The 23,288-nt window shown below is 42.9% G+C and carries 19 protein-coding genes and 3 tRNA genes; 13 read left to right on the forward strand and 9 right to left on the reverse strand.

Features of this window, described 5'->3' with window-relative positions:
* The first annotated feature begins 2 nt into the window (after window positions 1-2).
* On the forward strand, window positions 3-1,787 hold the full coding sequence (locus B9Y69_RS03790; RefSeq protein WP_085471654.1) for an ABC transporter ATP-binding protein: 1,785 nt from the start codon (window positions 3-5) through the stop codon (window positions 1,785-1,787).
* Between the two features lie 9 nt (window positions 1,788-1,796).
* On the opposite strand, the gene B9Y69_RS03795 is transcribed toward B9Y69_RS03790, so the two are convergent.
* Window positions 1,797-2,129, reverse strand: a complete 333-nt coding sequence (locus B9Y69_RS03795) for a hypothetical protein (protein ID WP_085471655.1) — start codon at window positions 2,127-2,129, stop codon at window positions 1,797-1,799.
* Window positions 2,130-2,379: 250 nt separating this feature from the next.
* Here B9Y69_RS03795 and htpG point away from each other — a divergent pair, with 250 nt between their 5' ends.
* Both htpG and B9Y69_RS03805 read left to right on the forward strand, forming a co-directional pair.
* The gene (htpG, locus tag B9Y69_RS03800) at window positions 2,380-4,266 is read left to right on the forward strand and encodes a molecular chaperone HtpG (RefSeq protein WP_085471656.1); all 1,887 of its coding nucleotides are present in this window, start codon (window positions 2,380-2,382) and stop codon (window positions 4,264-4,266) included.
* A gap of 121 nt (window positions 4,267-4,387) precedes the next feature.
* Window positions 4,388-4,461: transfer RNA gene (locus B9Y69_RS03805), tRNA-His, on the forward strand.
* A gap of 11 nt (window positions 4,462-4,472) precedes the next feature.
* On the opposite strand, the gene B9Y69_RS03810 is transcribed toward B9Y69_RS03805, so the two are convergent.
* Entirely contained in the window at window positions 4,473-6,800 is a 2,328-nt protein-coding gene (locus B9Y69_RS03810) for a GH92 family glycosyl hydrolase (protein ID WP_085471657.1), read from the reverse strand.
* A 226-nt stretch (window positions 6,801-7,026) separates the two neighbouring features.
* On the opposite strand from B9Y69_RS03810, the gene B9Y69_RS03815 reads away from it, so the two are divergent.
* Window positions 7,027-8,352 carry a GH36-type glycosyl hydrolase domain-containing protein gene (locus B9Y69_RS03815; RefSeq protein ID WP_234991073.1) on the forward strand — a complete coding sequence of 442 codons (1,326 nt, stop codon included), beginning with the start codon at window positions 7,027-7,029 and terminating at the stop codon, window positions 8,350-8,352.
* A 33-nt stretch (window positions 8,353-8,385) separates the two neighbouring features.
* Here B9Y69_RS03815 and B9Y69_RS03820 read toward each other — a convergent pair whose 3' ends face one another.
* Window positions 8,386-9,120, reverse strand: a complete 735-nt coding sequence (locus B9Y69_RS03820) for a GntR family transcriptional regulator (RefSeq protein WP_085471659.1) — start codon at window positions 9,118-9,120, stop codon at window positions 8,386-8,388.
* A gap of 109 nt (window positions 9,121-9,229) precedes the next feature.
* On the opposite strand from B9Y69_RS03820, the gene B9Y69_RS03825 reads away from it, so the two are divergent.
* The 4 genes from B9Y69_RS03825 to B9Y69_RS03840 all read left to right on the forward strand — a co-directional run bounded on the left by B9Y69_RS03825 (window position 9,230) and on the right by B9Y69_RS03840 (window position 14,196).
* Window positions 9,230-10,567 carry a sugar porter family MFS transporter gene (locus B9Y69_RS03825; protein WP_085471660.1) on the forward strand — a complete coding sequence of 446 codons (1,338 nt, stop codon included), beginning with the start codon at window positions 9,230-9,232 and terminating at the stop codon, window positions 10,565-10,567.
* A gap of 12 nt (window positions 10,568-10,579) precedes the next feature.
* On the forward strand, window positions 10,580-11,914 hold the full coding sequence (locus tag B9Y69_RS03830; RefSeq protein ID WP_144036495.1) for a GH36-type glycosyl hydrolase domain-containing protein: 1,335 nt from the start codon (window positions 10,580-10,582) through the stop codon (window positions 11,912-11,914).
* 21 nt (window positions 11,915-11,935) lie between these two features.
* Window positions 11,936-13,666, forward strand: coding sequence for a class I mannose-6-phosphate isomerase (locus B9Y69_RS03835; protein ID WP_085471662.1), 1,731 nt, complete (start codon window positions 11,936-11,938; stop codon window positions 13,664-13,666).
* Window positions 13,667-13,809: 143 nt separating this feature from the next.
* Entirely contained in the window at window positions 13,810-14,196 is a 387-nt protein-coding gene (locus B9Y69_RS03840) for a hypothetical protein (RefSeq protein WP_085471663.1), read from the forward strand.
* Here B9Y69_RS03840 and B9Y69_RS19180 read toward each other — a convergent pair.
* From B9Y69_RS19180 to B9Y69_RS03850, 3 genes are all read right to left on the reverse strand, one after another.
* Window positions 14,193-14,366, reverse strand: a complete 174-nt coding sequence (locus tag B9Y69_RS19180) for a hypothetical protein (protein WP_159451807.1) — start codon at window positions 14,364-14,366, stop codon at window positions 14,193-14,195. The genes B9Y69_RS03840 and B9Y69_RS19180 overlap by 4 nt on opposite strands.
* A 217-nt stretch (window positions 14,367-14,583) precedes the next feature.
* Window positions 14,584-14,668, reverse strand: a tRNA-Leu gene (locus B9Y69_RS03845).
* A 5-nt stretch (window positions 14,669-14,673) separates the two neighbouring features.
* Window positions 14,674-14,746, reverse strand: a tRNA-Gly gene (locus B9Y69_RS03850).
* A 204-nt stretch (window positions 14,747-14,950) separates the two neighbouring features.
* Here B9Y69_RS03850 and B9Y69_RS03855 point away from each other — a divergent pair.
* Both B9Y69_RS03855 and B9Y69_RS03860 read left to right on the forward strand, forming a co-directional pair.
* Complete coding sequence (locus tag B9Y69_RS03855) at window positions 14,951-17,152, forward strand: glucoamylase family protein (RefSeq protein ID WP_234991075.1); 2,202 nt, start codon at window positions 14,951-14,953, stop codon at window positions 17,150-17,152.
* A gap of 57 nt (window positions 17,153-17,209) precedes the next feature.
* Window positions 17,210-17,725: an OmpA family protein gene (locus B9Y69_RS03860; RefSeq protein WP_085471664.1), complete on the forward strand. Its 516-nt coding sequence runs from the start codon at window positions 17,210-17,212 to the stop codon at window positions 17,723-17,725.
* 79 nt (window positions 17,726-17,804) lie between these two features.
* Here the strand turns inward: B9Y69_RS03860 and B9Y69_RS03865 are convergent, their stop codons facing one another.
* Entirely contained in the window at window positions 17,805-18,689 is an 885-nt protein-coding gene (locus tag B9Y69_RS03865) for a cation diffusion facilitator family transporter (protein WP_085471665.1), read from the reverse strand.
* 259 nt (window positions 18,690-18,948) lie between these two features.
* Between B9Y69_RS03865 and B9Y69_RS03870 the strand changes: the two genes are divergently transcribed.
* Window positions 18,949-19,314: a YkvA family protein gene (locus B9Y69_RS03870; protein ID WP_085471666.1), complete on the forward strand. Its 366-nt coding sequence runs from the start codon at window positions 18,949-18,951 to the stop codon at window positions 19,312-19,314.
* 55 nt (window positions 19,315-19,369) lie between these two features.
* Here the strand turns inward: B9Y69_RS03870 and B9Y69_RS03875 are convergent, their stop codons facing one another.
* Window positions 19,370-20,755 (reverse strand): NAD(P)-binding domain-containing protein, encoded by a 1,386-nt coding sequence (locus tag B9Y69_RS03875; RefSeq protein ID WP_085471667.1) that lies wholly within the window; start codon window positions 20,753-20,755, stop codon window positions 19,370-19,372.
* Window positions 20,756-21,154: 399 nt separating this feature from the next.
* Between B9Y69_RS03875 and B9Y69_RS03880 the strand changes: the two genes are divergently transcribed.
* A complete protein-coding gene (locus B9Y69_RS03880; RefSeq protein WP_085471991.1) occupies window positions 21,155-21,544 on the forward strand; it encodes a VOC family protein in 390 nt (129 codons plus the stop codon).
* A gap of 630 nt (window positions 21,545-22,174) precedes the next feature.
* Here B9Y69_RS03880 and B9Y69_RS03885 read toward each other — a convergent pair.
* Entirely contained in the window at window positions 22,175-22,498 is a 324-nt protein-coding gene (locus B9Y69_RS03885) for a winged helix-turn-helix transcriptional regulator (protein ID WP_200811742.1), read from the reverse strand.
* A gap of 132 nt (window positions 22,499-22,630) precedes the next feature.
* Here B9Y69_RS03885 and B9Y69_RS03890 point away from each other — a divergent pair, with 132 nt between their 5' ends.
* Window positions 22,631-23,242 (forward strand): nitroreductase family protein, encoded by a 612-nt coding sequence (locus tag B9Y69_RS03890; protein WP_200811743.1) that lies wholly within the window; start codon window positions 22,631-22,633, stop codon window positions 23,240-23,242.
* The last annotated feature ends 46 nt before the right edge of the window (window positions 23,243-23,288 follow it).

The following is a 23,288-nucleotide window of genomic DNA, read 5'->3' on the forward strand; positions in this document are numbered from 1 at the left end:
CGATGACGATATCCGCTCTATTTAAGAAGATTGTACCTTTTGCAAAGCCTTATAGAAGCCTCATAGCCTACACCTTAGTGTTAACCTTGGTGGGGTCATTCGCCGCGCAGGTCAACGCTTTTATCTTAAAGTATACGGTGGATACGATCAGCGTATTATTGGTCGAAAAAAAGCCGTTGGAGCAAGGGTTTTATCTGTTAAGTGTCATTGCAGGGATATTATTGGCAAAAGAAATTATATATACGGCTGTACAATTTGGTCAGAAATTTTATGGTGAAAAGCTACGGATTATGATTGCGCGCGACTTTTCGCAAGCCATCGTAGAAAAGATTCTTACCTATAAGATGGCTTTTTATACCTCGACAACCAATGAGTCAGGAAAGCTACAGACACGGATTGATGCGGGCATCAGCAGCCTCACACGGTTGGTGCAAAATTTCTTTATCGATATCCTGCCGTTGTTTACCAATGCCATTGTAGCCTTGGTCTGTATGTTTATTGCGAACTTCTATGTCGGTTTAGTCGGGTTGCTCATTATTCCGATATATTTCTACGTGTCACAATTACAAGCTAAAAAATTATCGGGCTTCCGGCGTAATATGCGGAGCTACAGAGAAAATAAAAGCAACCAGATCATTAATCTTATCGATTCTATTAATGTAATTAAGTCTTTTGTTCGCGAAGATATCGAAGCGGAGCGCCATCGTCAGATTCAATACGATATGACCGAAAATCAGATGGCCACCCGTAAGACCAGCTTTCTCTTTGATAGCATTAAGAGCTTTATTGAGCAAATCGGTGTCGTCATCGTGATCGTGCTGACCGCTTACTTCGTGTTGACGGAACAGATGACCCTAGGTGCTATCATGTTTCATATCATGCTCTTCAATAACGTTTCGGCGCCCATTCGTCAATTGCACCGCATTTATGATGAAGTAAACGATGCATTGATCTATTCGGAAAGTTTCTTTGGTATTTTAGAAGCAGAAGATCAAAAAGAGCAAAGTGGCACTTACAAACCGGATGAATTGGTCGGGTTAATAGAAATGCGTAATGTGGATTTTGTCTATCCCAATGGGGTAAAAGCGCTTTCCAATGTAAGCATGAAAATCGAGCCCAATGTGAATACCGCATTGGTCGGGCTTTCTGGCGCCGGGAAGAGCACCGTGATAAATCTGTTAGACAAGTTTTATGAACCTACAGCAGGCCAGATATTCCTTGATGGCGTAGACCTTAAAGATTATTGTACCGAATTTTTACGGAAGAATATTGGTTTGGTGTTACAGCGCAATCACATTTTTAAAGGAAGTATAGCAGATAATATCCGTTATGGAAAAGTCGAAGCCACACGCGAGGAGATTATGGATGCGGCGAAGAAAGCATACATTCACGAACAGGTGATGGATCTACCGAATGGCTATGACTCCGAAGCGCATCTATTGTCTGGCGGACAGCAACAACGTATCGCCATTGCCCGGATGTTTCTTAAAAATCCACCTATTATATTCTTAGATGAGCCGACCGCTAATCTGGATGCGATTGCGACCGAGCAGATAAAAAACAGTTTAGATGCCATCAAACGTGGTCGCACGGTAATCATTGTGTCCCACAGTATCTCTCAGATTATTGACGCGGAACATATTATTGTCATGGAAAAAGGTCGAGTGGTAGAGGACGGTACACACGAACAGCTTTACGATAAGCAAGGCACCTATCACAAAATATTTAGTGCCATGGCAAATAGTCTAAATATCCATAAGATTACCGAGTCGATGAAAGAAAATTAGGACGCCATGTTAGAGCGTCCAATCATCCGAGTCGTCCTCATGGATTGTTATCTGATCAATAATGGCATCGGCATCATCGTCTGAATAAATTCCATATCCATTGACGAAAACTCCTTTAGCGCCATCTTTTGTGTTACGCATAGCGTATAAGATCGCTTCATCATCGACATCGTTCTGGCCGGAAAAACGGTATATCTTGTCAATCACGATATCGCTCATGTCTACTTTTTCCCCATTCTTAATGTAAGAGTCGCGCACTTCAAGTAAATTAAAATCCTCGACATAGCCGCGTCCACGTAAAACCTCTAATACCTCAACCAGCGTTTTTTCTGTTTTAATCATAGCTTATATTGTTTTGTTGCCTTTATCAGGACGTTCTACAATAATAACAAATAACCCTGACTCTTGGTTTGTCACCCTGTTTAAAAAGGTACATAAATGCCGTTTTTTTGTCCGTAAGGTGTCAAATTGTAACGCCTTTAGATCAGAACGCTGTCAACTTGTCCTAAAATCTTTCTTGGAATATTCCTTGATAATAGAAGAGAGGCAGTGATGCCGTTATTTAAAATTAAAAACATAAAAGATTAGATATATGCAAGAAAAAGGTAGTATTTCAATCCACACGGAGAATATCTTTCCGGTTATTAAAAAATTCTTATACTCAGACAACGAGATTTTCCTTCGTGAGCTTGTTTCCAATGCGGTAGATGCTTCACAGAAAATTAAGCGCCTTTCCGCTTTAGGACAGTTTAAAGGGGAATTGGGTTATTTGATCGTGGATGTGAAGTTTGATGAAAAGGCAAAGACTATTACGATTACAGATCGCGGTATCGGGATGACCGCTGAGGAGATCAAAAAGTATATCAACCAGATCGCTTTCTCAGGGGCTACTGAGTTTATGGAGAAGTTCAAAGAGGCAAACGATGCGAACGAAATTATCGGACGTTTCGGTTTAGGCTTCTATTCTGCATTTATGGTGGCGGATCGCGTGGAGATTGAGTCTTTATCGTTTCAAGAAGGAGCAGAGCCTGCACACTGGACATGCGATGGTAGTACCTCTTACGAAATTACGGCAGGAACACGTACAGAACGTGGTACAGATGTTATTTTACACGTTAATGAAGAGTCGCTTGAATTCTTAAGTGAAGGCCGTTTGGGTGATATATTGAATAAATATGCGCGCTTCTTGCCTGTGCCAGTTCGTTTTGGTACCAAAAATGAATCGCAACCTGATGGCGAGGATGAAGAAGGTAAACCGAAATATGTATCGGTAGAGGTTGATCGTATTATCAACAACACCAACCCCGCATGGACGAAGGCGCCAAGCGAGCTGAAAGATGAAGATTACCTGGCATTCTATCGTGAATTGTATCCACTCTCGATGGACGAACCTTTGTTCTGGATTCACCTGAATGTAGACTATCCGTTTAACTTAACGGGGATCTTGTATTTTCCGAAAGTGAAGAATGAGATGGAAATCCAACGCAACAAGATTCAGTTGTATTCCCGTCAGGTATTTATTACCGATGAGGTGAAAGATATCGTTCCAGAATTCTTGATGCTGTTGCAAGGGGTGATCGACTCACCGGATATTCCATTGAACGTTTCGCGTTCGTTCTTGCAGGCAGATAGCAATGTGAAGAAGATCAATAACTATATCACGAAGAAAGTAGCAGATAAGTTAAATGAGATCTTTAAAGCGGATCGTAAAGGTTTCGAAGATAAATGGAATGATATCAATCTTTTCATTAAATATGGTATGCTAAGCGATGAAAAGTTCGCAGAGAAAGCCAATGATTTCTGCTTGTTGAAGAATACAGCGGGAGAGAGCTATACCTTGAAGGAATATTACGAGAAGGTAAAGGATATTCAAGTGGACAAAGACGGTAATATTGTTTACCTCTATGCGAGTGATGTGGCACAGCAAGATGGCTTTATTTCTTCGGTTCAAGCAAAAGGATATGATGTTTTAGTGCTTGACGGTCCTTTGGACACCCATTTCGCGGCATATGTAGAGCAAAAAGGAGGAGAGAAGATTCAGGCGAAGCGGGTAGATGCAGATGTGGTAGACAAATTGATTCAGAAAGATGAAAAGATTGACTTGCAGCTTTCCGAAGATGAAGTTACCAAGGCTTCAGGCATTTTCGAGAAAGCGATTTCGCGCCAGGATATGAAAGTCGAGGTCGATGCTTTAGCGGCTTCTGATCTTCCGGTATCGGTAACATTAGATGAATTTATGCGTCGGATGAAAGATATGGCGAAGACAGGTGGCGGTATGGGCTTTTATGGTACGCTTCCGGACAATTACAAGGTAACCGTTAATGGCAACCATCCGTTGGTGAAACGTATCATCGAAAGTTCGGAAGAAGAAGGTGAAAAACTAGCAAAACAAGCATTCGATCTAGCATTATTATCGCGCGGATTGCTTACCGGAGCCGATTTAACGTCCTTCGTGAAGCGTAGTGTCGAGATGATCTAATATATCGAAGAAAAATAAATAGCTAATCCTCATTACGATACGTGTAATGAGGATTTTTTATGCTAGAAATATTTGGAGTATATCGGTAAAAGTTCTACTTTTGTATCATCAAACAAACACGGTAGGTATAGCTCAGTTGGTTAGAGCACTAGATTGTGGTTCTAGGGGTCGTGGGTTCGAGCCCCATTACTTACCCGAAAAGCTTCTCAGAAATGAGAAGCTTTTTTCGTTACCTCTAGTTTGCCACCATGTGACAGTTCGCGAAAGGGTAGGCTCAGCATTTTTTGCGGACGCCCATTGATTTGAACCTTATCGATATAGATTCCATTTTCTTGTGGGTTAGTTATTGAAATGACAAACGGTCGTGGACGAATGTCCTTTGGTAGACTAATGGTTATCTTATCGAACAGTGGCGTCCCGATTTGAAAACTTGGATCCGCTGCGGTTAATCCTTTTACATCAAATAAACCCATACTCGCCAGTACATACCAAGCTCCAAGTTGCCCTTGGTCCTCATCCTGTCCATAGCCATAACCATGGACTCCATCGGTACCATAGAATTCATCACAGATTGCACGAACCCACTTTTGACTGAGGTCGGGCCGATCTGCAAAATTAAATAGCCAGGAGATATGTAGGTTCGGTTGGTTCCCGTGGTTATAGAGCCCTTCAATCCCCGCAAAAGCATCAATATGTGTACCGCCCCCAAATACATTTTTCTGCGACACAGTAAATATACTGTCCAAACGATGCACGAAGTTGCGGTGACCGACACGTTTTACCAGTTCTTCGGGCTCATGTGGCACATAAAAAGTATACTGCCATGCATTACCCTCCTGGAAACCCCGCCACGATTGGAAAGGATTGAATTTATCTAAGAATGCACCCCTGGTGTCCTTCGGGCGGATAAAGCCTGTTTTTGCGTCATAGAGTGTTCTCCATCCTGTTGACAAGGATACGAATTGTTTATAATCAGCTTGCTTATTCAACGCACGGGCAAATTGCGCGGCAGCGGAAGCGGAGAACGCATATTCTAAGGTATGCGAAGCACCAAAGGGAGAGCCTTGCGTCATCAGCTCCGGTGCACCTGTTTCGTCCGGCACAAACGGTACATATCCGTTCCTGACAAACATCGCCACATCAAGTTTTCCGGCACCCGGAATACGGTCTCGTCCTTCCAGCTCATTCTTACGTACTGCGGCATAGGCTTCCTCGATATCGTAGTTCCGGATACCGACATTATACCCAGCGGCGATAGCTAGTCCGGTGAAATTTGTGCCGACGCCAGATACAAATTTACTGTTCGCAATACCATCTCCCAGCCAGCCTGCGTCGCGGTAGACCAGGAGTTGGCTTTGTATCCATTCGTTGTAATACTCGGGATAGGCAATAGCCCAGAGTTGAGTCAGGTTCCAGAAAGCGCCCCAGATGGCATCGGTGTTATAGTGGTGATGGACTGGAATGCCATTTTTGCGTGTAATCTGACCTATGGTGCCATCATTTTTGGGATAACTTCCATTCACGTCACTCGCCAGTCCACGCCCTAAAAGAGCATGATAAAGGCCGGTATAGAACTTCGTTTTATCCGACGTTTTACCTCCTTCAACTTGGATGCGCCCCAACATACTATTCCATTTTTGGGTTGCCGCTGTTCTCGCTTGGTCGAAATTCTTCGAACGTCCTTCATGAGCCAGATTGTCCTTCGCATTCTCAATCGATGTATACGAAAGCCCTGTCTTTATGGTGATAGCTTCGTTCGCTGCTGTAGTAAAGGTCAGGTATAATCCGGAACCGGCTCCTTTTATATGCTGTTGACCAGCGATTGCCTTTTGGTCATTGAAAACGCCTACCGCTGTTGGTGATTTGTCTAGTTCTGCATAAAAGTACATTCGTATATCAGCGCCCTCTTGGTACTTTTGTACATACACAGGCTGCGTTATTACGTATCCCCAGACACTGTTGTTCGCAAAAAAGACTTCGGCATCTCGCACCGGCCCACTTTCACCCAACTGATGGCCGATATCGAAGATAATATGCGCGGAATCTGTTTTCGGGAAGGTGTACCGGTGGTATCCAACCCTTTCTGTTGCCGTTAACTCCGCCACGACATCATATTCCTGAAGCTTTACGCGGTAGTATCCAGCGGTGGCATATTCGTCTTTCTTATCGAACATCGATCTATATCCACTATAGGGATCTTCGAGTGTTCCGGGTTTGGTTTGTAGTTTTCCTACGGTCGGTGCAAATAGGAGTCCTCCAATTTGGAATTCATGGAAATTCGCGAAACCTTCGATGGATTGGTGCCTATCGTCATATCCTACTGCTTCCCATCCAGACTTGTTTCCGTAGCTTCCATTCGTACTTGGTGCCAGCTTGGCCATACCAAATGGCAGCGCCGCCGGTGTATAAAAAAAGTAACGACTATGTGCAGAACCGATATTCGGGCGTACAAAAGAGGTGTAGTCTGCCTCTTGTGCGTTTACAGAAATGGAGGACGCGATACATAGTAAAAGTAATAAATAGAGGTTCTTCATGGTGAAAAAAATATTGTTTTATTGCAAATTAAGATCTTTCAAGTATTGTATGTATATACATTATTGTTTATAATGGTCCATTACGCTGCAGTTTTTGGTCGCGTAGAGTTCATTTGTCATACGCTGCAACAGCAACTTTTCTTGTAAAAATTATGTTAGATAGTGCAATATATAAAATTTAGTCTTAAACTTGTATGTACATACAAATTATAAATCAACTTATATAGTGACATTATTTCAAGAGAGAAAAAATGCTGTTCTTGTCTGTGGTTTTATGCTTCTGATGGGGCTTACTGCTTGCAAATCGCAGCAGATACCAGAAAACAAACGTTTGGCACAGGAGATTTTGAATGACCAGCGCTTTGTTGAGGTAGATCGCCTGGCACGTTCGGTGATTAAGGAAGGTTTTAATGCCGGAAGCGGATATTCTCAAATCTGGGCAAGAGATCTCAATACCTTTATTGAAACGGCACTCGAGGAGCGCTCCTCTTCGGAAGTGCGTGGTGCTATTTTGTTATTCTTTGCGTTGCAGCAAGCCAATGGAGAGATGGTGGATGGGTATGTGGTGAAGAAAGACTTTACATGGAACGATGACACACCTTATTATGCGGAAACGGCACCAGAGCATGTTGGCTTTAAGAATACGGTGGAGACCGATCAAGAAACATCGCTTATTCAGCTGCTTGGTAAATACATCCAGAAGACGGGCGACTATAGCATTCTTGAGGAAAAGATTGGCGACAAAACAGTTATGGCACGTATCGAGTGGATGTTGGATTACCTGCGGAAAGAACGTTTCAACACGAAATATGGCCTGCTGTGGGGCGCTATGACCGCCGATTGGGGAGATGTGCAGCCGCATGATGATTTTGGCTGTGATTGGAACAGCCTTTCGCATGAAGCAATTGATGTGTATGACAATGCTATGCTGATCATTGCTTTACAATACATGGCTGATTTTGCAAAAAAACACCCTAAAAGTAAAGAATGGGCGAAGTGGAAGGACGAGATCGCGAGAAATACACGGAAGCATCTTTGGGATAAGCAGAAACAAAAGTTTATTCCACACCTTTACCCCAATGGTTCACCACTTCCTGCAGGTTTTGATGAAAATGAGATTCACTACCATGGTGGTACCGCCGTGGCGATTGAGGCCGGCCTCTTATCGAAGGCTGAAATTGCTGTAGTGAATAAGCAAATGGTAGAGAATGTGAGGCTTTCGGGGATGCCGAGTATAGGCTTAACACTTTACCCAACATATCCCAAAGGTTTCTTCCGGGGCTGGATGTCGGATCCCTATGCGTATCAGAATGGAGGCGATTGGACTTGGTTTGGAGGGCGTATGATTCAGCAATTAATAAAGCATGGCTTTGTTAAGGAGGCATATACAGAAGTGCGTCCAATGATTGAACGGGTCATCAAGAATCAAGGTTTTCATGAATGGTACGGTAAAGGTGATATACCCAGTGGATCCGGGAAATTTAAAGGTGCTGCTGGGGTGCTAAGTACGTCGATCGCAATGTTCAACGATTGGGCCAGCGAGGTGAAATAAAATAAAAAAGGGACATCAGTCCCTTTTTTATTTTTAGTAATCTCTTCGACTCTCCACGGTATAGGTGAAGCTTTCGGCACGATAGAAGCCTAAATTATATTCGATGGGGTGTCCGTCACGATCGTATACAAAACGCTTCCTCGATAAGATAGGAGCCCCTTGCCCGATTTCAAGTTTACTTGCAATAAATTTGTCCGCTGGTTTTGCATCGATCTCTTCTTGTGAAAGATCCGCGAAAACTTGATATTCATGCTCTAAAATTTCATATAAGGGCCGTTTAAAGTCCTCTTCTCCCGTCAGTCCAATGGAAGGATTAAAGTACGATATAAAATAAACAAAAGGGTCGTCAGCCTCACCACGTAAGCGCTCTAGCTTCAATACTTTTTGATCTTCTTTGATGGCAAAAAATTGTGCAATATGTGCTTCAGGCACCACCCAACTTATATGAAGCTCAAAATTCCTGACCTCCATGCCTCTGTTTTTCATTTCCTGTGAAAAACTGAGCCAATTTTTTGATTTCGAACTGAACTTAGTCGTTACCACCTTCGTGCCGATACCTTTTTTACGTGTCAAAAGTCCCTCAAAAACCAATTTATTGATAGCTAAGCGAAGGGTCGTACGCGATATCTTTAAGTGCTGTGCCAGCTCCACTTCATTGGGAAGCAGTTTGCCATTTACATAATCCGTTTGCTTAATGATGTCGCGCAACAACATTTCAGCTTGTATATGTAGAGGTATTGGACTGTTATGATCGATTTGAAGATTCATCTGATTTTATTTCGTAACTAAAATAGGATTTTTTTTGGATATTTTAAAAAAAAGAACCTATGTTTGTCTATATGTATGTACATATAAAATTATGATCCAATTATAACGTATGAATACGCTTTTCAAACTTATTATCGCTACAGTATCCTTGGGAGGTTTTCTTTTCGGTTTTGATATGGCCGTTATTTCGGGCACGATTCCCTTAATTCGGGATAGTTTTCAGTTGACTCCGGTTCAAGAAGGTTTTTTTGTGTCCTCTGCACTGGTTGGCTGTATTATCGGTGTGCTTTTCGCCGGTGCGTGGAGTAATCGCTTTGGTCGTAAGCCCACCTTGTTGATCGCTGCTGTGCTTTTTTTGATTTCTGCTTTCGGTTGTAGCTATGGTAATAATTTCGAAGTAGTCCTGTTAAATCGTTGGATCGGGGGCGTCGGTGTCGGGATCGCTTCGATAGTCGTTCCTCTTTACATTGCGGAGATCTCGCCATACAAGTATCGCGGTCGCATGGTAACACTTTACCAACTGGCGATCACGATCGGTATTTTGTGCGCATACTTGAGTAATGCCCTTATCGTAAACAACAACCTGCTCATCTTAGGGGAGACTTGGCGCACGATGTTTTTGGCGGGAGCCGTACCTTCTTTCTTATTGGGGGTGGGATTGTTCTTTGTGCCGGAAAGCCCACGTTGGTTAATGAATAAAGGGCGATACGATCAAGCATTAGCTTGTTATAAGCGTTTACAGATTGAAGCCGAACAAAGGGAACCGGAAGTCCAAGCTACGACACAGGCGTCGCTGTTTGCTCCGATGTACCGCACGGCTTTGTTGCTCGGGCTTTTGTTGCCTTTGTTTTCACAATTAAGCGGCATCAACGCCATCGTATATTTTGGTCCCAGTATTCTGATCGAATCGGGACTATCGATAAGTAACTCCTTCCATGCCCAAGTATTTTTTGGTTTAGCGAATGTGGTTTTTACATGTTTCGCGATTTGGAAGGTAGATTCCTGGGGAAGGCGCCCGTTATATCTTTTGGGGACGGCGGGCGCCACAGCAAGCCTTTTGTTAAGTGGCTGGTTCTTGGGGCAAGATATGACGTTGTACAGTAATTTTCTCATTGCGTCCATTTTGTGCTTTATGTTCTTTTTTGCGATGTCCATCGGGCCATTGAAGTTTGTCGTTGCGTCAGAGATCTTTCCTACAGCGATCCGAACACGCGCCATGACACTTAGTATCCTCGTGATGTGGGGCGCAGATACGCTGGTTGGTCAATTGACGCCCGTGCTGTTAGATCGCTTAGGAAGCATGTTTACCTTTTGGTTGTTTGCCCTGTTTTGTGCAATAGCATTTGTGACTGTGTACATGTTGCTTCCGGAAACCAAGGGAAAAACCTTAGAAGAGATTGAACAACACTGGCAAGTGAAGCATCGACGAAAGATAAACCAAGAATAAGACAATCACCTTATGAAACAAATAGACATTATGAAGTACAAAAATTTTCTATGGACAGCCTTAGCTGTGGCCACGATAAGCTCGGCTGTGCAAGGGCAGGCGCGGATGTCGGATACCCTACAGCAGAGTATCAGATCTTCCAGCAAATTAACACAGGTTACCCAGATGGCAGAGAAGCTTGTTCAGTCTGGTTTTACGGCAGGTGATGGCTACGGTGAGGTATGGATTAGGGACTTGAACTCTTTTGTTGAACTTTCTACCAAGGTGAATGGTCAGGAGCGCACACGGGAAGCTTTGTTGATGTTTTTTAAGTTTCAGCAACCGGATGGAAATATTCCAGATGGCTATATTCCAGCGGCGCGTGCTGGCGCGGGCTATGTATATCAAACATCACCCTATGAACCCGATTATAGGTCGCACAAAAATACCGTCGAAACCGATCAGGAAACTTCGTTGATACAAGCGGTACATAAATACATTCAGGCGACCGGTGATCGTGCGTTCTTGCACATAAAGGTGGGAGATAGGACGGTCGCCGATCGCATGCATGATGCGCTCCAATACTTGCTCGATGATCGCTTTAACGCCAAATACGGCCTCCTTTGGGGGGCAACGACGGTGGATTGGGGAGATGTGCAACCGGAGCACGAATGGGGCGTTGCATTGGATAGCTCCTCGCACCCGGCTATCGATATCTATGATAATGCGATGTTCGTCATTGCCATCAACAATTATTTGGACTTGATCGATGATCGTTCACGACAGGTGTATTGGACGAAAGTGGGCCATGATATTACGAAGAATACGCGTAAATATTTGTGGGATAAAAAACGACAGAAATACCGTCCACATATCTATCTGGATAAAGGGTCACCATTTCCAAATACATTCGATGAAGAAGAGATATACTACCATGGCGGAACATTTACGGCCATCGAGGCTGGTTTTCTGACGAAAAAGGAAATCCGTGAAGCCTATCTTCGGATGCAGGACAATGTTAAAAAATCGGGTGCACCATCAATCGGACTAACCGTTTATCCGCCCTATCCGAATGGAACTTTTGAGAATAAGGGGTTGGGTGAATATAGCTACCAAAATGGAGGCGATTGGACTTGGTTTGGGGGGCGTATGGTGCAGCAACTAATCCGGGTTGGGATGTACGAGGAGGCCTATGAAGCCTTGGCGCCCATGGTCGATCTGGTATTGGATCATAAGGGATTCTATGAGTGGTGGACCCGTGATGGCAAGCCCGCTGGATCAGCCAGCTTTAGAGGGGCCGCCGGTGTCCTTTGGAAAAGCATAGAGATGCTTCATGAACAAGCAGATAGTAATAAAAGTAAACAATAATTTTAATCAAGTACCTTTATCATGCGTATATCTAATTACGATAAATATCCTGCGACAGCGCTTTCAGGCTTTATGCGTTGCGGCTGGGACGATATCGTTTCCTCCTTTTCCGAAGAGCTGTCTGTGCATCCTGTTTTGGCAATCGAAACTTATGTCGGCATACATGAAGCTGAAATTGAAACAGCCCTAGACACATTGCGTCCGAGTTTGTTCATACGGATGCGTGATTTGTATAAAAGTGAAGATGACGTCCGCGCATTAACGCAGCGGTTTGTTACGGACGATCCTATTTTTGGTTACCGTACTGCACTGACTTTAGTGGATTTTTTTGATAGCGATAAGCTCGCTGCGGCCAAGCGCCTTGTCGCGCAGTCTGCCGGGATTACGGTTGTCGTAGGAGCAGGAGCCTCGTTGATTGTCCCGGATACGGCATGCTTAGTTTTTGCCGATTTGGCACGTTGGGAACATCAGGAACGTATGCGCCGTGAACGTGTTACAGCGTTGGGGATTGATAACCATAAAGAGGCCTTCTCCAGTCAACATAAACGAGCTTACTTCAACGATTGGCTGGTCTGTGACGCACACAAAGAACAGCTATTTGCCAAGGTTTCTTATTGGCTAGATACGCACATTCCCCATCAACCGAAACTTATCGATGCCGATACGTTTATGTCGGGCATTCAAAAAACCGTTAGTCAGCCTTTTCGCGTGGTGCCGTATTTTGCACCGGCGCCCTGGGGTGGGCAATGGATGAAGGAGGTGTTTGATCTAGATAAGGAGGAGGTGAACTATGGTTGGTGTTTCGACTGTGTTCCGGAAGAAAACAGTTTGTTCTTTACTGTTAATGGGGTGCGTTTTGAGCTGCCATCTATCAATGTGGTATTGTTGGAGAGTCGTGCGCTACTGGGGGAGGTTGTGGAGTCTCGATTCGGTAAAGATTTTCCGATTCGTTTTGACTTTCTAGATACCATGGGTGGGGGATACCTCAGCTTTCAGGTTCATCCTACAACTGACTTTATCCGTAAACAGTTTGGGATGAATTATACGCAGGACGAGAGTTACTATATGATGGAGGCTAAACCAGATGCTACGGTATATTTGGGCTTACGCAACGACATTGACCGCGATCAAATGTCGGCCGACCTACGGGCCGCTGCCCGTGGGGAGCTGGTTTTTGATGCCGCGAAATATTCGAATCGTTTGCCTGCCGCAAAGCATGATCATTTCTTGATTCCGGCAGGCACCGTGCATTGTTCGGGACCTGAGGGGGTGGTTTTGGAGATTAGCGCGACACCGAATCATTTTACTTTTAAAATGTGGGACTGGGAACGCTTGGGATTAAATGGTAAGCCGCGACCTATTAACGTCGAGCGTGGTCTTCAGGTTATCGATTGGTCGCGTGATACGGATTATACGATGGCACAGTTGGTGAATGCGGTCGTGCCAATCGCGCAAGGTGATGGTTGGGTGGAGGAGAAGACGGGTTTGCATGCAAATGAATTTATTGAGACCCGCCGTCATCGCTTTACCACCACTGTTAAGCACGATACGTTAGGTGGCGTTCAGGTCATCAACTTAGTAGAAGGGGAAGAGGTTATTGTAGAAAGTGAGGAAGGACGCTTTTCGCCCTTTATCGTGCATTATGCAGAGACTTTCATTGTTCCTGCACAGCTCGGTGCATATACCATTAGACCCTACGGTTTGTCAGCAGGTAAAATGTGCACGACCTTGAAAGCTTTTGTACGCGTATAGTGTGTTCTGTTTCTATTCCGGTTTAGGACAATTTGGTGGCTAGACCGGAATATTTTTTACATTTGGACTAATTTTACGGTGTAAAATCATAGGACCGAATCCCTATATTTGCAACAGGTGATGATAAATTAAACTTTCCGTCTATGAGGTTATATTTCTGTTTACTAGCTGCATTGAGCTTCTTTCTTCTTTCGTTTGATGGTCAAGAAAATCCTTTACACAAAAAGTGGAATCTTATTGCGGAAGAAACGGTTTATGTAAATTTCCACAATACCAAATATGACAATCTTAGTGGTAGGATAGATTCGGTAAAAGGCATTGAGATTCAGTTCTTGCCTGACGGCTCTTATAAATCAAGCGAGGGAGATGGGAGTTATAACATAGCAAAGGATTCGATACACCTAAGTAATGATAGTAGAAATTCATCGTTCAAATTCGATATAAAGGATTCAAAACTACTGATGGAGACTTCGGTTAACAAGAGTGAGTATATCGTTAAGTCCGTACTTCATTTATCCCCAGCTACCTAATCCAGTGCGGTCTGCCGGTAGATATCAATAAGCAGTAAAATGATAACGAAAACACCGATGCCAATTAAAGGAGAATACCACATTGATTTTTCTCCCCATCGTTTTAGCAAAATGCCTGCAATAATTGAAGCGATTGCAAATATTAATACGGCTAGTTGATTTTCATTCATAATTAAAGGTACAAATAAAATGAAATAGATTTCCTGTACACTCTTGATAGATCTAGAAGCTCAAATTCATGTCGTAGCCGCCAATAAACGGGTTTACAAGGGTAACGTTACTGATCTAAAGTTATTCCATTTGGATGGAGTAGGTGCTTTTTGAGGTATCGGAAGACGCTAAAAAAAGAAAAACCGTTTCTATAATAACAGAAACGGTTTCATTTCGTACCTAGGGCGGGAATCGAACCCGCACTCCCTTAACGGGAACAGGATTTTAAGTCCTGCGTGTCTACCAGTTCCACCACCTAGGCAACTGAGCGAAAGACGAGATTCGAACTCGCGACCCCAACCTTGGCAAGGTTGTGCTCTACCAACTGAGCTACTTTCGCTTGACGTGCTGCAAAGATAGATAGAAAATCTAATCTTGGAAATTATTTTATGCTTTTTTTATGCTTATCATGCTAAATCGTTAAGAATGTGGCTGATATTTTTATTGAGCCTCATCAACACATTGCGTAAGTTTTTTGTAAAAACTGACTTTTTTGTACTATTGGTTCAATAATTGCTTAATTTTGTCGTAAGTCAATATGAGTATGATGCGATTTTTATCCTATTTGGTCTTTATATATCTATTTGTGATGTCTCCAGGCATCATTAAAGCGGACACCTACCCCGAAGTTATCTTTGATAATAGCTTGGTCAGTGGGGTATACGCGAAGAGTCAGGTGCAATACGAGGGCAGTTCATGGGTAGAGAACCTAAACAAACATTTGCTTGTGTCTGACACGCTTTTCTTTACACCAGGGAATTCCCTTTCTTTACGTTATAGATCTGCTGCGGAAGGGCAGTGGCGCGTTGATTTAAGATACAGTAGACAAAAATTCAACTATCAAGTCGATAATTCAGATTTTTTGATCCTTAAGATTTACATTGACTCCGAGAATACCAAGAAAAAAGATCTTCCTAAGATCGCTATTACGCAAAAGGCTTCACAAACCACGTTGTTAGATCTCAGTTCTTATATCGAGGATTTTGATTACAACATGTGGCTGAATGTAAAAATTCCTATCTCGAGCTTTAAAAACCTATATTTTGACGAAGCGATCACCGCGATAAGTCTTTTCCAGAACCAGGTGAGTGACGCGAACCACCATATTTTTATCGATCAGGTAGAATTTTTGCCGAAGAATAGTTCCAATGTGAAGCTCACTTCACCAGCGATCTTATCATCTATTAAAGCATTTGATCGACAAGTACGTCTACAATGGCAACTGCCGCTTACGCCCTCCATTCGCTACATCAAGATCTATCGCTCAGAGGATAATAAGGATTTTAAACCAGTGGCAATACGTCCCATCTTTATGCAGAGCTGCTTGGATTACGTAGACGATCTGAATAAGACATATTATTATAAGATCGCATGGGTCGATTTTAACTATTTAGAATCTCCATTTTCGGAAGTTCGTGAAGTGAAAACGACAAAAATGAACCAAGAAGAACTGCTCGATTTAGTGCAGACCGCCCATATCAATTATTTTGTGGAGAACTATGACATTAATAGTGGGATGTATGTACCGTTTCGTTCGAAAGATAAAGCGGTTGTATCCGTGAAAGAAAGCGGTAATTCAGTCCTCAGCCTATTGGTCGGTATAGAAAAGAATGTGATCAATCGGCAAGTGGCGTTAAATCGGATATCACGGATGGTGTACTTTCTTATGAAAGGACAGAATAGATATGGCTTTTTTCCGGCTTACTTTGATGGGCGTTCAGGACTGCCCGAATACCGCAGCGGACAGCAGGCCTCTTATGACGTCCTGGCAACCTCCTCTATGATAGAGGCGCTTTTGGTTGCGCGTCAGTATTTTTCAAAAGATAATGAATTGGAAGTGGATCTACGGAACCGGATCACGAAGCTTTGGGAAAGTGTGCAATGGGATAAGGCCGTCGCGATTGGCACGACAGATGTACTCGTTGAGCGCCTTTCTGCCGTAGATACGCTAAATAAGTATCCGTCCCTTGGCGGCATAAATGAATCCATCAATGCCTACATGCTTGGCATGGGGGCGCCGAAATATAAACTACCGGTCTCCGCATACGAAAATGGGGTGAAGATGGCGCCGATTGATAGAGGTGCAATGCATGGTATTTTTCAAGATTCGACAATTGCCCTACCTGGAATTCTACCTGTACCCGCTTTTATCTTACAACAAGATAGTTTGAGCGCTAAGCTAAGCCAAAGGGTCTCCATTTTTAAGGATACCCTGCTATATGGGGAAAGACTTATTTTTGGTTACCAAAAAGGCAGTCTGCTGAATGTCTATAAACCTTTCTTTACGATTAACCCACAAATATTGCGGGATCCGGCGATTCAATACGAAGAGGCCATTCGAAGTTATATCAAAGTACGTAAGCGAAGGGATAATGAAACGGGAGTCGGGTCTACAAATTCAGATATTTGGGGATTTTATCAGTTTAATGATAGTATCGGTACATATCGTATCAATCCAGCAATTGGCCCTTCATCTATATTTCTGATGCCGGAGGAAGGTAAGCGTTCGCTGCTGGCCCTCTATGAAAATTTTGGTGACAATTTTTTTACAGAGTACGGTTTTCGCGCGTGGTTGGATCTGCGTAACAACGATGTTTCTGACGAATATTTCGCAACAAACCAAGCTTCACTCGCTGTAATGATAGAAAATGCACGGAGTGGATTAATTTGGCGCTTGTATGCGGAGATTCCTGAAATGAAGAAGTTGCGCGCTGAATTGTTCCCAGAGGAAGGAAAAGGCAACTAGAAGGGGGATTAAATCTTGGAAATTCTTATCTTTACGTAATCAACTAATTCACAATTCATGAAACATAACGGTTTTTTTATACTATTTTTTGCTGCAGCTATTGGTTTTACATCCTGTAAACAACAGGCCATTATGGTGAATCCAGGTGCTGTTGTTACAAAAGACGGAACGGACGATGGACTTAAAAATGTAAAAACAGAATTTGAGGATGCGTCGCGCACCGATGAGGGGATTAAATTTACATTATCTTCTGATCTTTTATTTCCAACAAATTCGTCTTATCTGACAGATAAAGCCAAAGTAGAACTTAGTAAATTGGCTAAGATTATGAAAAATGAAGGAAGTAAGAAAGTGCGTGTAGATGGTCATACCGACGCTACGGGTACGCCAGAGTATAATCAATGGCTTTCCGATAAAAGAGCTGCATCTGTCAAGAAATTCTTGGAAGATTCGGGTGTTTCGGGAACGCGCATATCAACAAAGGGATTGGGGCAAACAAAACCTGTAGCGGATAATAAAACGCCAGAAGGTCGTCAGAAAAATCGCCGTGTAGAGGTTATTATTTTGAACTAAATAGTATATCTGTCGTCCAGGCAGTGATACCCAACAAAAAAGGAGCTTTTACTAAAAGCTCCTTTTTTGTTGGGTCTTATTATGAGATTGCTTTCTCTTCGAAAGGCTCAATATGCACAAAGACATTTCCGATATTGGCCAGATTCTCGATCAGGTAATCTTTTAATGCGTGGGCAATCTCATGTCCTTCTCGTACAGTTAGGTTGGGATCGACGACAGCATGTAGGTCGATTTGAAAATGCATACCTATCTTTCGTATATAACATTTTTCAATCAACAGCACACCCGCTACGTTACGCGATTTCTGGCGCACTTCCTCTTCCAGTTCTTCGTAGCGATGTTCGTCCATAATCTCGGCTAAAGCTGGACGAAATATACCGTAACAATTGTATAAGATAAATCCTGACGCGAAGAGTGCGGCCCAATCGTCTGCACTTTCATAGCCCTCGCCACAAAAGATCGCAATAGCAATACCAATGAATGCCGCAACAGAAGTGATCGCATCACTCCGTTGGTGCCATGCTTCCGCTTTGAGTGAGGTGCTGTTCAACAGCTTACTTTTCCGCATAATAATGCGGAAAGAGATTTCCTTCCAGATAATGATACCCCCCAGGATAATAAGTGTCCATGCCTTCGGTAGCTCATGTGGGGTACGGATATTTTTTATACTCTCGCTCGCGATTACGAAGGCAGATAATACTAAGAAAATTACGACAATAAAGGTGACAAGCGGCTCGATTCTACCATGCCCGTAAGGATGTGAGGAGTCTGCTGGTCGCTTGGCATATTTGAGGCCGAGCAACACCAAAAAGGACGAAAAGATGTCTGCCGTAGACTCAATAGCGTCGGCAATCAAGGCATAGGAATTACCGAAAATACCACCTAACCATTTTACAATAGCTAATGTAAAGCTGGTAAAGATACTGTAGTATGTCGTTTTAATTGCTGATTCTTCGTTGGACATCCCTCAAAACTTTATGTTGTTACGCAAAATAATTTCAACTTCAGATAGCGCCATTCGTGTGGCGCCTTAAATTCATCACAAAATTAGAGTTTTGTCTTCAAAAAGTAGCATTATCGCGTACCTTTCTTCTCCCATCATCGGGTTTGGTTCATTTCCTGTATATTTGTTCCTTTGGAGGTTTTCGTTACCGCCTAGGTGGGGCTATTAAACTTTACCTAGTAAACGAAAGTCTTAACATGGATTAACATAATTGTATAGCATGAAAAAAGTTTCTTTAGATCGAGCTTTGTTGTTGTTCGAATTGTTTAGGACAAAAAAAATAACGCAAAACGATTTAAACCAAGCAGATAGTAAGGCCGCTCGTCTAGATGATAAGATGGATGATTTTAAATTACTGGTTGTGATGTGTAAAGATACGCTGGCAGGGCGTTATAAAATGAATAAATGGAACATGTCGGTTATCGTGGGGACTATTCTCTATGTGGTTTCACCACTAGACGCCATCCCGGATGTTGTGCCTTTGTTAGGCTGGCTGGATGATGTAACGATTGTTGGATATGCCATTTCAAAACTGTCGGACGAGATGAAACGTTACACGTTATTAAATAAAGGTAAAACCACCTAAGCAATAGAAAGCCCTCAAGTGATCACTTGAGGGCTTTGTTGCACGTAGAATAGGACTAGGCGTTTGCGGGATGTGGCGCTTGCGCATCGGCTAGCGTTTCTTCCCCGAGGTAACGCTCCAGACTATCGTCGAGTTCTTTCATCCAAGAGGTATGGTGTTTTTCGGCTTTTGTATTATCCATGACCGAGGTATACACTTTATCGCGGTAGGAGAGAATGTTATCTTCCTTATCCTTCAGCCAGCTTTTAAACATAGTCGCAACCTGATCCAAGTTAAATGGTGGATAGTCGGTATAGCGCATAAGATCCCTGATGTACGAAGTTTGGAAGTCGATGTGTTCATCTCCCGTTGTTGTAGCCGCTTCTGTAGCCATCCAGTGCGCAATATCCTGCGCTCTTTCCGCGTGATCGGGCAACTGGATACGATCTAAGATATAGTCGCGAACAAACCAAGCTTGTGTGTCAAACATATTAAACGTATAATACTGGTCTTGCATACCCAAAAATAAGAGCTGCTCATTGGCTTGCGAGACTACACCTTTGTAAAGGCCATCCGGATACAGGCAGTTTTTTGTTTTCAACCGCAGGTTATCGGGCAGAAAGGGGAATTTATGCTGGTAGCCTGTACACAGGATTACTGCATCATAACTTTCACTCGTTCCATCTTTAAAGAATGCTTCATTGCCTTCAAAATGCGTCACTAAAGGTTTTTCTTCCATGCCTTCAGGCCATTTCATGCCGATGGGATTAGAACGATAGGAGATGGTGACACCCGCACTGCCGTGTTTGTAGCACTGCACACCGATATCTTCGGCAGAATAGCTACTTCCAATTAAGAGTAGTTTCTGGTCTTTAAATTGATCGGCTCCACGGAAATCATGCGCGTGCATTACGGCACCCGGGAAGCTATCTATTCCTTCAAAGTAAGGCATGTTGGGTGTCGAGAAGTGGCCCGTTGCTACCACCAGGTAATCAAATAGCTCTTCGAATGTTTCATTTTTCTTTAAATTATCAAACACCACCCTGAACTGTTTACTTTCTGGTAAGTAGTCTACCCAGCGAGCAACCGTATTAAATTGTATATACTCGCGTGCGTTACTTTGTTTTATGCGTCCCTCGATGTAATCGAAGAGCACCTCGCGCGGTGGGTACGAAGAGATCGCTTGGTCAAAGTGCTCACTAAAGGTGTAGTCCGCGAACTCTAAACATTCCTTGGGTCCGTTGGACCAAAGGTATTTGTACATACTGCCATGCAAAGGCTCCCCATATTGTCCGACACCGGTACGCCAGGTGTAGTTCCACATTCCGCCCCAATTGTCTTGTTTTTCATAACATTTGATTTCCGGAACGGGATTTCCCTTTTTTTGTTCCGACTCAAATGCTCTTAACATGGCGAGTCCACTAGGGCCCGCGCCAATAATTCCAACTTTTAATGCTGACATAATTATAATTTACCGCATGGCAAAGCCATACGCGTTTAACTGCTGTAAATTCGAATCTTAACTTGATTCAAGGTACTCTCCAAAAGGGAGTAAAACGACGAGAAGGCGTACAGGTCTCCCTGTTGTGCAATCTCCAAAAGAGGGACATTGTAATGTCCGATTTTGCGGTAGTAAATAGGCTGAATGCTATTTGTACGAATTGATAAAATCTTAAAGTAAAAGACTTTTGTTCTCCGCCAATGTAGCAAGATAGTAAAAATAGACCGTAAAAGCTAATTTTATAGCTTGTATGGCGTTTAAAATGCTTTTTTTGTCGGATATTTACCTGTCTATTGGTGGTGATTAACGCCTTAAAGCGCAGAGACTGATTCGATTGACGTTTGAATAATGATATCCTATATGAATAGAAAGACTAATCCTGTTGTTTATTTTGAAATCCCTGTTGTTGATATGGATCGGGCGATCGTGTTTTACCAAGCTGTCTTTGGGTTTGATTTTGAGCGCATTGTTATCGATCACAATGAGATGGCTTTATTTCCATTGTTGCCCGAGCGGGAAGGTATTTCCGGCGCATTGGCAAAAGGGGAGGTGTATAAGCCTACCGTGGATGGTATGATAATTTACTTCTACACGGAATCTATTGATGAAACAATGACCTTAGCGCTTGCTCACGGTGGCGAGGTGCTTTATCCGAAAACCTCGAATGGTGATCTTGGGTTTGTTGCGGAGTTCAAAGATTCAGAAGGCAACCGGATTGCTCTGCAGGAAGATCTGAAGGAGGAAGAATAACGTGAGCTCCAAACTTAGATTAAAGTGCCCTAGTGCCATAAATCTTGGGCAAAGGTGGTCTTTTGCGCCATATCGCCGCACCTCTTTATAGCATCGACGTTGTTCTGGGTGTCACCGCGTGTGTACTTTACAGCATAGCCTCCAGTTATTGGACTATTTCCGCAGCACATAGTCATGGTTCCGCAACTTTTTGTAGCATTGCAGTCACGCGATGCGACAAAGTCAGAACGATTTGGTGTTTTACAGATCGACGACGCCTCAAAGAGGGTATACTACGTGTTATAGTCTATCGTTATTTCCTCTATTCCGACCGTCTTTGCTTACAAGACTGTTGTCGACACGTTCTTGCCGTAGCAAGATAGCGTAGCACTGACGTCTTTAAGTTAATGCCGCAACACTTTGCTGTATTGTCTACCGACGGTAAGCCTATTTCTGCTCGGGATGCTGCCATTGCATACGGCGATGCTACAGAGAGTTCCGCCGATACGTTGCTTTTTTTATAAACAAGCGCTGTTAGGTGCACATTTATTTCTGGTTTTCACGCAATAAGAATTATAGAAGTATGCAAAAGGTATTGACGGGCAGCGCTCGATAAAAGTAGGCACGGTTTGCGTCAATGTGTACCTTATCTCAACCTTCCTGACAAGGAGTCTCTGGAGAGTGTATTTTTATCCGATTATTCTTTTCTGCAGTTTCTTTGCCCCACGCGGCGATGGATTGGAGTAAGGGAATAAGTGTTCTACCAAATTCTGTCAGTTCGTAATCTACTTTCAAAGGAGGTTTGCTGGTATGCACCGTTCTTGTTACCAGACCATCTTCCTCCATCTCTTTTAGTTGTAGGCTCAATGTGCGTTCTGTGATTACTTTACACAGCTTTCTCAGTTCGCTATAGCGCTTTTTTTCAACTAAATGGATCAAGATTACTGACTTCCATTTTCCACCTATGTATTTCATTGTTAAGCTGGTAGAACAAGGATATTGTTTATCATCTATACTGTACATCTGTTACTATCATTTTTGACCGTTATTGCAAATATATTGAACTATACATAGTTTTGCAACTATAAAAAGTATAGTTAATTAAATATGGAAAATATGAGTTTTTTAGACCTTGCTAAACGCAGATATGCGACCAAAAATTACGACCCGACGAAAAAGATCTCGGTCGAACAAATTGAAGAATTAAAACAAATCCTTACGTTAAGTCCATCCTCTATCAACAGTCAGCCTTGGAAATTTACATTCGTCACGGATCCTGAAACAAAAAGCAAATTAGCCGCACAATCTTATATGAATGAAAATTCAATCAACAAGGTAAACCTTTTGGTTGTGTTTCATGTGATGGAAGATATAGAACATTTCGAGAAACGCAATCTCTCTATTCTTCCCGAAGCTTGGGTAAGCGGTTTCTATGAGCCTCTGGTCAAAGCAAATGGAAGGGCAAACGTAAAAGCATGGATGCAAAGTCAAGTTTACCTTTCGCTAGGTTATTTTTTAAGTGCTTGTGCCCACATGGGACTCGATGCTACACCAATGGAGGGAATAAACCTAAAAATGTATAAAGAGATATTGTCACAAGATGGATATGCACCGCTTTTTGCTGTCACTGTAGGTTATGCTGATGCAGATGATTGGGCTCACCCTGGTAATTTGCCCAAATCCCGTTTCGCTTTAGATGATGTAATAGCATCGATATAGCCAGAAAATAAAAATGTTTAGGAACCTTGGATACTGTTCCTAAACA

The sequence above is a fragment of the Sphingobacterium psychroaquaticum genome, from assembly GCF_900177625.1.
Lineage (GTDB): Bacteria > Bacteroidota > Bacteroidia > Sphingobacteriales > Sphingobacteriaceae > Sphingobacterium > Sphingobacterium psychroaquaticum.